The sequence below is a fragment of the Vibrio sp. DNB22_10_4 genome, from assembly GCF_052879755.1.
Genome location: NZ_JBNNXW010000020.1, coordinates 16,188 through 28,421 on the forward strand (window position 1 = coordinate 16,188; position 12,234 = coordinate 28,421).

General features: G+C 47.5%; 10 protein-coding genes. All 10 read right to left on the reverse strand.

The features are described from left to right. Nucleotides 1-35: 35 nt before the first annotated feature. The 10 genes from ACVA6Q_RS23005 to aroK all read right to left on the reverse strand — a co-directional run bounded on the left by ACVA6Q_RS23005 (nucleotide 36) and on the right by aroK (nucleotide 12,107). Nucleotides 36-1,247 (reverse strand): aspartate aminotransferase family protein, encoded by a 1,212-nt coding sequence (locus tag ACVA6Q_RS23005; protein WP_353497725.1) that lies wholly within the window; start codon nucleotides 1,245-1,247, stop codon nucleotides 36-38. A gap of 381 nt (nucleotides 1,248-1,628) precedes the next feature. Continuing rightward, nucleotides 1,629-2,210, reverse strand: a complete 582-nt coding sequence (locus ACVA6Q_RS23010) for an aminodeoxychorismate/anthranilate synthase component II (protein WP_446649042.1) — start codon at nucleotides 2,208-2,210, stop codon at nucleotides 1,629-1,631. A 139-nt stretch (nucleotides 2,211-2,349) separates the two neighbouring features. After that, nucleotides 2,350-4,968 carry an ExeM/NucH family extracellular endonuclease gene (locus tag ACVA6Q_RS23015; RefSeq protein ID WP_446649061.1) on the reverse strand — a complete coding sequence of 873 codons (2,619 nt, stop codon included), beginning with the start codon at nucleotides 4,966-4,968 and terminating at the stop codon, nucleotides 2,350-2,352. A 274-nt stretch (nucleotides 4,969-5,242) separates the two neighbouring features. Beyond that, a complete protein-coding gene (trpS, locus tag ACVA6Q_RS23020) occupies nucleotides 5,243-6,259 on the reverse strand; it encodes a tryptophan--tRNA ligase (RefSeq protein WP_353497722.1) in 1,017 nt (338 codons plus the stop codon). Between the two features lie 157 nt (nucleotides 6,260-6,416). After that, nucleotides 6,417-7,097, reverse strand: a complete 681-nt coding sequence (locus ACVA6Q_RS23025) for a phosphoglycolate phosphatase (protein ID WP_446649062.1) — start codon at nucleotides 7,095-7,097, stop codon at nucleotides 6,417-6,419. A gap of 12 nt (nucleotides 7,098-7,109) precedes the next feature. Then, nucleotides 7,110-7,787 (reverse strand): ribulose-phosphate 3-epimerase, encoded by a 678-nt coding sequence (rpe, locus tag ACVA6Q_RS23030; protein ID WP_252012666.1) that lies wholly within the window; start codon nucleotides 7,785-7,787, stop codon nucleotides 7,110-7,112. Nucleotides 7,788-7,891: 104 nt separating this feature from the next. Continuing rightward, nucleotides 7,892-8,716: a Dam family site-specific DNA-(adenine-N6)-methyltransferase gene (locus ACVA6Q_RS23035; RefSeq protein WP_446649043.1), complete on the reverse strand. Its 825-nt coding sequence runs from the start codon at nucleotides 8,714-8,716 to the stop codon at nucleotides 7,892-7,894. Between the two features lie 158 nt (nucleotides 8,717-8,874). Continuing rightward, nucleotides 8,875-10,368 (reverse strand): AAA family ATPase, encoded by a 1,494-nt coding sequence (locus ACVA6Q_RS23040; RefSeq protein WP_446649044.1) that lies wholly within the window; start codon nucleotides 10,366-10,368, stop codon nucleotides 8,875-8,877. Between the two features lie 104 nt (nucleotides 10,369-10,472). Then, entirely contained in the window at nucleotides 10,473-11,558 is a 1,086-nt protein-coding gene (gene aroB, locus ACVA6Q_RS23045) for a 3-dehydroquinate synthase (protein ID WP_446649045.1), read from the reverse strand. Nucleotides 11,559-11,588: 30 nt separating this feature from the next. Then, the gene (aroK, locus tag ACVA6Q_RS23050; protein ID WP_353497718.1) at nucleotides 11,589-12,107 is read right to left on the reverse strand and encodes a shikimate kinase AroK; all 519 of its coding nucleotides are present in this window, start codon (nucleotides 12,105-12,107) and stop codon (nucleotides 11,589-11,591) included. Nucleotides 12,108-12,234 lie beyond the last annotated feature (127 nt).

Below are 12,234 nucleotides of genomic sequence, written 5' to 3' on the forward strand. Positions count from 1 at the left end.
GAGAGTATCTAAAAGCCGACTTATCGGCTGTCTGCTTAAACTAGCGTACCAATGGCTTTGTCTAGTTTAGCTAATCCTTCTTCAACTTCTTGTTGAGTGATAACCAGTGATGGTGTGAAGCGCACCACGTTGGCACCGGCAACCAGCACCATCAAACCTTGTTGGCCTGCAGCAACTAATACGTCACGAGCTCGGCCTTGCCACTCTTCGTTAAGCGCAGCGCCAAGTAGCAAGCCTTTGCCACGAATTTCACTAAATAGGTCATATTTCGCGTTGATTTTCTCAAGACCTTCACGGAACCAAGCCTCACGCTCAGCAACGCCTTCTAGTACGTCCTTGCGAGAAACTACATCAACAACCGCCTCTGCTACCGCACACGCGAGCGGGTTACCGCCATAGGTTGAACCATGGGTTCCCACCTTCATGTGAGCGGCCAGTTTTTCTGTGGTTAGCATAGCTCCGATAGGGAAGCCGCCGCCCAGAGATTTAGCCGTGCTCAGAATATCAGGCGTGATACCAAGACCTTGGTAAGCGTAAAAGTTACCGGTACGGCCGTTACCTGTTTGTACTTCATCAAAGATAAGTAGCGCATTGTACTTATCACAAAGCTCACGAACGGCTTGAACGAATTCAGGTTGCGGAGAAACGATACCGCCCTCACCTTGTAGTGGCTCCATCATCACCGCACAGGTTTTCTCAGACATTTGCGCTTCGAGCGCCGCGATATCGTTATAAGGAATGTGTGTCACGTCACCTGGCTTAGGACCAAAACCATCGGAGTAGGCCGCTTGACCACCCACTGTCACGGTAAAGAAAGTACGGCCGTGGAAACCTTGGTTAAACGCGATGATTTCTGACTTTTCAGTGCCATGTACATCCGCTGCCCAGCGACGCGCAAGCTTAAGCGCTGCTTCGTTCGCTTCTGCACCCGAGTTGGCAAAGAACACGCGCTCAGCAAAGCTCACTTCAGTCAGTTTTTTCGCAAGGCGCAGTGCAGGCTCATTGGTCATTACATTACTTAAGTGCCAAATTTTGTTGGCTTGCTCTGTAACAGCATTCACCATCGCAGGGTGGCAATGGCCTAAACAGCTCACCGCGATACCACCAGCAAAGTCGATATACTCGTTACCTTGCTGATCCCAAACACGTGCACCCTCACCCTTAACTGGAATCATCTCCATAGGGTTATAACAAGGCACCATTACCTCATCGAACCACTCACGAGTTACCGCTTTTTCCGTTGTCATAACACATTCCTTCTTATTACTGCGTGTGGACGAAAAGAGACTGGCCTTTAACGAGACGGTTTTAGGGGAACCTTCTCTTTCCATTGTCGACAGAACATTTTCTATCGACTTTCCACAGATGCAGCATTGTATTTACATTTATTTAACCATAGCAATAGTGAAAAAACCTTTTTAGGCGCACTTTGCGCCGGATTCAATATCGCCTTGTGAGTATTTATGCATCATAAATGAATTTGAATGAAGTGTTTTTTGACGAAGGGGCGAAGAAACTGCTCAGGTAAGGTGTTTACTCGCTTTACATCAGTAAAAGCGAATAAATTTGCAAATCCATAAGTTAAACTTATGAGGGATAAGAAAACAAAAAAGAGTGATCTAGATCGACTATTTCTGCAACAGGAAGTTACGCAAAAGCTCATGCCCTTGCTCAGTTTTGATGGATTCTGGGTGGAATTGAACAGCGTGAATGTTGAGGCTCTTGTGACGATACCCCATGATTTCGTCAAACTCGCCATTCTCAAGCTCGGTCCAGGCGGTTACTTCAAAGCAGTCAGGTAGACTGTCGCGAGCCACAATAAGCGAGTGATAGCGCGTCACAGTAAGAGGATTATTAAGTCCAGTGAACACACTCTGGTTGGTATGCCGAATCGGTGACGTCTTACCATGCATCACCTGCCTTGCACGCACGACTTCGCCACCAAACACCTGTGCTATCGCCTGATGACCTAAGCAGACACCAAGCAGTGGCAATTTGCCAGCAAAGTGTTTGATCACCTCGAGCGAGATCCCTGCTTCATTGGGTGTACAAGGACCAGGGGAAATAACCAAGTGGGAAGGGTTTAAAACCTCGATACCGGCAATATCAATTTCATCGTTACGCACGACTTTGACCTCTGTGCCCAATTCAGAAAAATACTGAAACAGGTTAAAGGTGAAGGAATCGTAGTTGTCGATGATGAGTAGCATAGCGCTCGCGGTCACATTGAGTTTGTAAAAATAAGGCGGTATTTTGCAACATGACAGCAGAAAGGCAAGAAAAAATGGGAAGAAAACCGCGGCGAGACCTAAGGTCCCACCGCGTAGCTTTAGATTTGATTGGAATGCGTTAGCGACTTAGCTGGCGACGGCGCCATCCCATAAGACCAAGCACTGACAAAGCAAAGACCCCAACTGAGCCGCCATTTATGTTGAGATCAATGACAGCAGGATCATGATCTGACGAGCGGAAATGATCTTGATACTTAGGCAGATCGCCTTTGTACTCATCGTTATAGTCAAACAAGGTCGATTCCGCTGCATTGATGTGCCATTCAGTCGCATCAACCACGCGCTTCGATAAACTCGGACTAATTAGGATATGGTCTAGCGCGCCTACTTCGTCATTGTAAGAATAGCTCCAACCATCAGGGTGCATTTCACCTAACACGTTGACAAAGCCATAATTGTGGTCGATAACAGCCCCCTGATCGCCAAACTGTTCATCTTCTCCAATGAAGGTATTGCGAGCAGCGCGAATGACTTTGCCATATCGCTCAGCCGTGTAGTCTGTCAGCACTAGCAAAGGATCTTCTTTGCCGTAGGCATTGAAATCACCCAACACCACCTTATGCCCCTTGATTTGAGCAAGCGCATCACCCAACGCCACTGCTGCCGCTACGCGAAACGCCTCACACGAGCCTTGCTGATCGATATCTTGACCACCTTGTCCGCCTTCAGACTCGGGTGCCGCATCTTCCCAACATTTGGAGCCTTTTGATTTAAAGTGATTCACCGCTACGGTAAGCTTCTCTTTACCACCCTTCACCTTGAAGGTTGGTGCAAGGGTATTACGCTGATAGTTCTTACCATCTTCAATCACTTTGCCATCATCATCCAGAATCTCCGGAGCGACTTGGCGCGGCATCTCTATCACGTTGACCTGTTTGAGTTTTACCTTACTTGGGCGATAGATAACACCCGTAGTAATCGCATCGGTACCCACAGCATCTAACGCATCAATTACACCATCTTGGTTACTATCGGCAGACACAAACTCATAGCGCTGTTTGCGATTATCCACTCGCGCGTTCAGCTCATTCACCAACTGAGCGATGGCACCGTTATCGCCAAATCCGTTGTTCTCTATTTCCATCAACCCAATGATGTCGGCATCTAAACGCAGCAGAGCTTGTAAGATTTTCTCTTGTTGTACCTCGAACTCACCTAGGTTGCTCGCCCCGCGATTACTTCCAAAGCGGTTCTCATCCCCACCAAATGGCGAGGTGAAATAGTTGAGTACATTAAAAGTCGCAACGCGCAGATCTTTCTTGTTCCATGGTTGCTCGGCTAGATTAGGCTGCTCGGTACGCGGCGTATTGCGAACAAAATTATCGTTAGAGATGGTACTGGTCACGTACAAGCGATAGTCACCATAGCTGTAGCCAATCACACCCTCGATATCAAACAGGGTATCGTTGATACGAATGTAGTCTTCAGTGCTACCATCTTGATCCACATCACTGCGACCAAACTCAGGGTAGTAAGGCACCACGCCATTGGCGGCGGGCGTCGGTGACTCTACGAATAGACGGCGTAGTGAGTTATCTTCACTCTGTGCCTTAGCCTCATCCGATCCAGCTGCGTATCTTTGGTTCGGATGTAGATTCACCCTCTCGTGGGCAAGCACCATGTTATTACGACGTGCGGAATAGTCATAACCAAAGGTACGGCTGACGCGCATATCAAGGGCTTGTGGCAGATTCACCAACATTCCCTCGTAGCGCTCAAGGGTCTGCTCAAAGTTCTCATCAGATGCCAACACCTCAACCTGTGTCGCCATAGGAGCCGCTTGCTCAGCTTGCTTAACCCAGTCTTGCTCGTTGAGTTTTAGCTGCGTTTGACCATAGAACTCTTGGATCTGACCGCGAACACACACCACATCTCCAGCCGCAAGGCTTGGGTTAGACTGGGTGTAAACATACAAACCATTTGATGTCAGCGGGTTATGGTCATCTTCTAGAGCCTGTAAATAGAAGCCTTGGTTAATGCCCGTGCTGACCGCTGATACCACTCCTTGAACAAAGAACTGCTCGTCAGTGATATAAGGATAGCCATCGATGTATGGCGAGCTACTCCCCTCTCCCTGAATCGCCTGAATCGCGGTAAACTCCGGGTCATTACCATTATCTAGACACTGAAAGGCTTGCGGAGGCTCAAGAGCTTCAAGCTCCCCGAGCCCAGTAAGATCATCTTTCGCTAACGTTGCCCATTGCTGCGCAATGTAGACACTCGATGGCTGATAGGCATTTTGGTAGCGAACTAGGGTTTTATCTTTGCCGAAGGTCTCCCCCATCGCACCAACCATGTCCAGCACCTGACCATTGCTATCCAACAAAGCAATAGGGTCATCGCCATTAAAGTTCAGCGCTTGATGGGTTGTTGCAACCGACGTTAGAGCCAGCACTGCCTCATTGGCCTTGGAATTCGCAAACACCAATACCGAATGTGCTGGAATGGTATAACTCGACAAGTCGAGTGAATCCCAGGATTCATTGCCATTGGGTGACTTCGCCAGTTGATAACCTGTCAAAGTGGCATCACTATCACCTGAGTTCGCTATCTCAACGGCTTTGTTAAAGCCACCACCTTCAACATACTGCGAAATAAAAATTTCGGCGTTTGCTCCGGCCGCTAATGCGGATGAGACAGCTAACGCCAACCACTGCTTTTTGTTTGTGCGTGTCATCATTCACCTCGAATTGAATGGCAATTTGTCCGTTGCCATGATTGCACTTTGTTGTATATTAGCTTGCTATTTTCGAGACGAGTGTTGTCATTTTTATTGCAAATGAATAATGAACATTCAGTTAACTGAGATATCGATCAAATTTAAAGTACCAAGTTTGCCAACTGTGCCAAACAATCAACAGGATAAGTGAATACGCAAAAAAAAAGCCCCTTGGCGAACCAAGGGGCTTTTAATTCAATGATTTAATTATCAATAATTAAGCGAGTTACGCCTATGGGCGAGCTACAAAACCTACCGCTTTGTACGCCTTCGCTAGCATCTCTGCTGCGCGAGCAGATGCCTTATCAGCACCTTGGCGCATCACTTCATCCATGTAAGCACGATCTTCACGAATACGACGGTACTCAGATTGGATTGGCTCAAGCATGGCTACCAGTGCTTCACCGACATCTTTCTTAAATGGACCGTACATTTCAACGCCTGCGTATTGCGCTTCAATCTCTTCAAACGTTTTACCAGTTGCCGCAGAGTACAGACCCATTAGGTTAGAGATACCCGCTTTGTTATCCCAATCGTGAGCAATGCGCGGCGGCGTCTCAGTGTCTGTTTGCGCCTTGTTAATCTTCTTAAGAATCGACTTTGGCTCTTCTAGCAGCGTGATAACGTTTTTACGGTTATCGTCCGATTTAGACATCTTCTTAGTCGCATCTTGCAGGCTCATTACGCGCGCATTCACAGTCGGAATGTACGGCTCTGGTACTTCAAAGATTGGCGATTCAGGGCTGTAGATGTTGTTAAAGCGAGTCGCGATGTCACGCGCTAGCTCTAGGTGCTGCTTCTGGTCACTACCTACTGGCACTTGGTGTGCACCGTATAGCAGAATATCCGCAGCCATCAATACAGGGTAGTCGTATAGACCCACGTTAACATCGTTAGCGTAACGCTGAGATTTGTCTTTAAACTGAGTCATACGATTCAGTTCACCCATTTGGGTGTAACAGTTAAGAAGCCAACCAAGTTGAGCATGCTCTGGTACGTGTGACTGAACAAATAGCGTGCTCTTCTTTGGATCAACACCAACCGCAAGGCAGATTGCTAGTGCGTCTAGAGTTGCTTCATGCAGCGCTTTCGGATCTTGGCGAACCGTGATGGCATGAAGGTCAACAACGCAGTACTGGCAGTCATAGTCGTCTTGCATTTGTTGCCATTGACGTAGAGCACCCAAGTAGTTACCGATACTTAGTTCACCTGACGGCTGAACACCACTTAATACAATGGGTTTGCTCATGATTATGATTCCTTTGACTTCTTGACGAGATAATTTAGGAGAATGAAAAACCGCGTTCTTTTAACGCGGTTTTAGCAGTGTACTCATTGGCGAGTATTTTGCCAGTGTTTTATAACTAGGGGATAAAAGACACTGGCTTCACGGCATATTGAGGAAGTTAAGCGTCGATACCGACTGCTTTAAGCACATCCGACACAATATCAGCGACAAAATCTGGCTTGGCATTGGCAATTGGCTCGCCATGGTTGTAACCATAAGTCAAACCAAACGCGTGACAGCCCGCGTTGCGCGCCGCAAGAATGTCATTCTTTGAATCGCCAACCATCAGTACCTGCTCCGCAGAGACTTGTTCTTGTTCCATCAACCAGTGCAGAGCAATAGGATCTGGCTTGCGCTTTTCAAACGCATCACCACCCAACACGTGCTTGAAGTACTTATCCAGCTTGTGCTGTTCTAGTAGCTCTGGAACAAACTTTGATGGTTTGTTGGTAAGCAGAGCGACAGTAATACCGTTGGCAACCAAGGTATCCAGCGTTTGATGCACCGCTGGATAAAGGTGGCTAAGTTTGTGACCACTCGCTTTGTAAAAGTCATCAAATAGAACACGCGCTTTCGCGAGCAGCTCAGGTGATAAGCTCGGATCGACATTGATGCTCTGGCTTAGCGAGCGACCAATCAAGATATCAGCACCATTGCCAACATAATCGCGAACTTGCTCTTCGGTTACTGCTGGGTAACCAAGTTCTTGAACCGCTTGGTCAGCGGCAAGTGCTAAATCTGGCACGCTATCAAGCAGCGTACCATCGAGATCGAATACAACCAGTTTAATTGCGCTCATCATGACTGCCCGTTACTTACTTTCTACTTTAGCAAGTTCAGCACGCATCTCATCAATCACCTCTTTGTAATCTGGACGATTGAAGATAGCGCTACCCGCAACAAACATGTCCGCACCCGCTTCTGCAATTTCACGAATGTTGTCGACTTTCACACCGCCATCAATCTCAAGGCGAATGTTACGACCAGACGCATCGATACGCTTACGAACTTCGCGCAGCTTATCTAGCGTTGAAGGGATGAACGATTGACCGCCAAAACCAGGGTTAACCGACATCAGAAGAATCAGGTCGACCTTGTCCATGATGTAATCAAGGCAAGAAAGCGGTGTTGCAGGGTTTAATACTACACCCGCCTGACAGCCGTGCTCTTTGATGAGCTGAAGCGTGCGATCAACGTGCTCAGACGCTTCGACGTGGAAAGTGATCATGCTTGCGCCTGCTTTGGCAAAGTCAGGTACGATGCTGTCGACAGGTTTCACCATTAGGTGAACATCAATTGGAGCAGTGATGCCGTAGTCGCGCAGCGCTTTACAGATTGGCGCACCGAACGTTAGGTTAGGCACATAGTGATTATCCATCACATCGAAGTGAACGACGTCAGCACCCGCAGCGAGTACTTTTTCGACATCCTCCCCCAAACGAGCAAAGTCTGCAGAGAGAATGGATGGAGCAATAAGAAAGTCTTTCATACCTAACCTCAGTGAAATGGATTGCAAGCAAGTCTTTACATAACAGTAACAGTGCGCGCAATTCTACCGAAGCAAGGGGGTAAATCCTAGCCCTTGGCTAGGAGTTATTGATCTCGTGGTTCAAATAATGCCAACAATTCATCGACTTTATTGCGACCGGCGCCATTGCGGCTGATGGTTCGCTTCACTTTAACCACATTGAGTTGGGCTCCATGATACAAGCGGCGCGTCAGCGTGGTGTCGTGGTTAGAGATCAGTACAGGAATACCACGGTCAAAAGCCGCATGTTCAGCCACATCGGCAAGCGCAGCCTGATCGTCCAAGGTAAAACCATTACCTGCATAAGAGGTAAAATTGGCGGTGTTGGAAAGCGGAGCGTACGGAGGATCGCAGTAAATCACGCTGCCTTTGCGAGCGCGCTTAAATGTCTCAGGGTAACCCTCGCAGACAAACGTTGCTTTCTTCGCTTTCTCTGCAAAAAACTCCATTTCGTTCTCAGGGAAGTATGGCTTTTTGTAGGAGCCAAACGGCACGTTAAAGCCACCCTTTTTGTTGTAACGACATAAGCCGTTAAACCCAAAACGGTTCATGTACAAGAACGCTACCGAACGAAACATAATGTCGTCGGTTTGGTTAAACTGAGCGCGAATTTCGAGATAGACTTCTTTACGATTGTGCTCTGCGGTAAATAGACGTTTCGCCTCAGCAATGTATTGCTCTGGCTGCGTCTTGAGTAGGTTGTAAAGATTGATAAGATCAGGGTTAATATCGGCGAGCAGGTATTGCTCATAATCCGTATTAAGAAAAACAGAGCCTGCACCAACGAAGGGTTCTACCAGTTTTCTAGCGTCTGGCAAATGCTTTTGAATGTCTTCAACCAAGCCATATTTTCCACCAGCCCACTTAAGAAAGGCACGTTGCTTCTTCATTACTTGCTCTATTTACTGCCACCCCAAAAATTAAGGCTGGGGAATATATCATAATTCAAATTGTTATGTTGACCTTTCTGGTAGAAAGGTCAACAGCGCTTGGTGTAAATGTTGACTGAGTCGCCGTTAACTAGCTCACAGTCGACTAGCTCGAAAGCTTATTCAGTCCAGCGAGCAATTTCACGCTTCACTTGGCTCAACGCTTTTGGCCATGGACCAAGCGACTGTAGCTCTGCTGGGAGCTTCTCCGCCGCATCTCGCGCTTGCTGAATCGTTGCGTAATTATCGTAAGTGACGATATACCACTTTTCCTCGCCACGCAGAGTCGGATAAATGCGCACCGGCTTATCAAAACTATGCTGGTTCAAAAATAGCTGCACATCTTCTAGCTCTGTCATCGCTGCAATCTGTAGCGTGTAGCTGTTCGAGGCTAATGCATTCAGCTGGTCTCTCGCAAACGAGAATGTAATAGGCGTTTGAAGCGCTTCTGTCACACCATCATCAATCACCACCTCTGGTGGAGGCTCAATAGCCACTGGCTGAATATTACTCGTGGTTTTTGCACTATCCACCGCTTGCTGGATTTCTTTAGCTTGCTGCGCGGCAATGTCGGTCTTATCTTCTAGTAAAGCATCTACCACATCAGAGGTGATCACGACACGCTCACCAGTCTCCGCGACGCCCACACTAGCCGTTTCTGACGTCACCACCGGTGGCAATGCCTCGGAATCATCCGTGGCGGTCAAGTCTGATCGCATCTCTTGATTGGCTTTTTGCGCTTGCTCTTCACTTGCAGCATCCACTGGCTGCTCTAAAGCCGGGATCACGGTTTGTTCACTCGCCGTCTCGACTGGTGCAACACTCGGTTTTGGAGCTTGCAGTAACCAGCGATAGCCTAAGAACAGCAGCAACAGAATAACGGCAACGGTGACGGCAATCTTCGCGGGCGAGCCCACCAATGAACGAATAATCACTTTCTTTTCCACTTTGTGCTCTCCTAGCGCCAAAATTTCTCCCGGAAGCGGTCTGATATTAGTAAACGCGCTTTTGATTCTTTTTTCAACGCTTTCATCGAGATAGCGTAGAACCAAACTCTCAAAAAAACGCTCAGCCTCAGCCTCTGGTAATTCATCAATATCCAGCTCAACCGGCTTGATATCCAGTCCATGACTTAATCTTGCAAGCTTAGTCGATACTGAATCACTCGCGGTAAACAACACCACGCTGATGTTTTGCTTAGGTGTGGAAAGCGCAGCGCTATAAAGCAGCCAGAGTTCAGCCAATAGTGCTTGAGACGCATGGTGGGCGTTATCGACCACAATAACGATGTTACACGCTTCACCATCTAAAATGCGCTCGATACTGTCATTGAGTGAATCGGTGGTGCTGTACATTTGATGTGGAAACAGCTGCCTGAGAATATTACCGCGATTGACCTCATCCTCCTGGTTAGGCAGGCAGGTCACTAACGACTGGTTTTTGTCATACGACCACGCTTCTAGATAGCGATGAGCAAGCCAGGTTTTTCCAGCTCCCGCTTCACCTTTGACGACCACAAAGTTTGAAGCAAATTGCGTCAACAGCTGCATTCTTTCAAGCAACTGGGTTTGTGAATCGAGTTCTAGCACTCGCAATTCATAGGACAAACTCATCCCGGTTTTCTACCACCAATCCAAACTAAAAAAGGCTCCAACTGGAGCCTCTTATTCTATTCGCGGATGTCGCCTAACCTCAACTCTCTATCGTTAAGTATTGGCTACTTGCGACATAAATCAATCGCTTGCTCAATCAGATCACTTGGTACATCAGAGACCACTTGCGCGCTGCCGATAGAGGTCGGCAACACCAAACGCAACTTACCCGATAACACCTTTTTGTCGCGCATCATGTGCTTGATGAAATCATCAAAGCTCATTGACTCAGGCGTATGTACGGGCAGTTTCGCTCGCTCTAGCAAAGCAATAATACGAGTGACTTGCTGCGGCGTGATATCACCTAGCAGTTGAGCGGTATGAGCCGCCATCGCAGTGCCAGAAGACACAGCCTCTCCATGTAGCCATTTACCATACCCTAGTTCCGCTTCGATAGCATGACCAAATGTATGACCTAGATTCAATAACGCACGAATACCCGACTCTTTCTCATCTTGAGCAACCACTTCAGCTTTGATCTGACAGCATCGCGCAATCGCATAGGTTAACGCTTGCTGGTCAAGAGCATAGAGTTTGTCGAGGTTTTCCTCTAGCCACTCAAAGAACGACTCATCATAGATGATGCCATACTTGATCACTTCGGCCATACCCGCTGCAAACTCACGCTCAGGTAACGTACGCAAACAGTTGGTATCGATGATTACCGCTTGAGGCTGATAAAAAGCACCGATCATGTTTTTACCCAGCTCATGGTTAACCGCTGTTTTACCACCAACCGATGAGTCCACTTGCGATAACAAAGTGGTTGGGATCTGCACAAAATCAACACCGCGCTGATAGCAAGCTGCCGAAAAGCCGACAAGATCGCCAATCACACCACCACCCAGTGCGACTACAACGACATCGCGACCGTAGTTGCCCGAGAGCAGATGGGTTTGAACCGTGTTAAAGGTATCAAGAGTTTTGTATTGCTCACCATCAGGCAGTTCAAGCAATGAGGTTTTGCAACCTTTGCTTTCCAACTGTTTAAGAATCACCTGAGCATAAAGAGGGGATACAGTGGTGTTGGTGATCACCACGACTGTTTTTCCGTCGGGAATTTGGGCAAATTGAGCCGAGTCATCAAATAACCCGGCACCAATTGAAATTGGGTAGCTGCGCTCACCAAGCTCGACCGTAATCCGTTCCATGGTTTGCTCTCCTAATGAAAAAGGTTTCGATTAACCTTCTTCTAGCATTTTTACGATTTGGTTGGCTACCACTTTTGCACTTTGATCGTCAGTACGAACCACATAGTCCGCCACTTCTTTGTAAAGATCATTACGCTCGTCCGCTAGGCTTTCTAGTACTTCGCGTGGGTTATCCGTTTGAAGTAATGGACGCTTCTTGTCGCGATTAGTGCGAGCAAGTTGTTTTTCGATAGTGGTTTCTAGATAAACAACGATACCACGAGCCGACAAGCGGTTACGGTTGTCTTTGCTCTTCACAGAACCACCGCCAGTAGCAAGTACAATACCTTGCTGCTCGGTTAGATCGTTAATAACGGTTTCTTCGCGCGCGCGGAAACCGTCTTCACCTTCAACGTCAAACACCCATGCGATGTCTGCGCCAGTGCGCTCTTCAATTACAGTATCAGAATCAACAAATTCCATATGAAGTTGTTGAGCTAGGTGTCTACCGATTGTACTTTTGCCGGCACCCATAGGGCCAACAAGAAAAATATTACGTTTCTCAGCCATGTTCAGCATTAATTTACAACGTTAATTCAATGACATCGCCACAAGAAAAGACCGAAAAGGAACCTCGGAAAAAAGGGCTTGTGGCACCGATTCCTCACAGATAAGTCGTGATAAGACCCGAAATTAT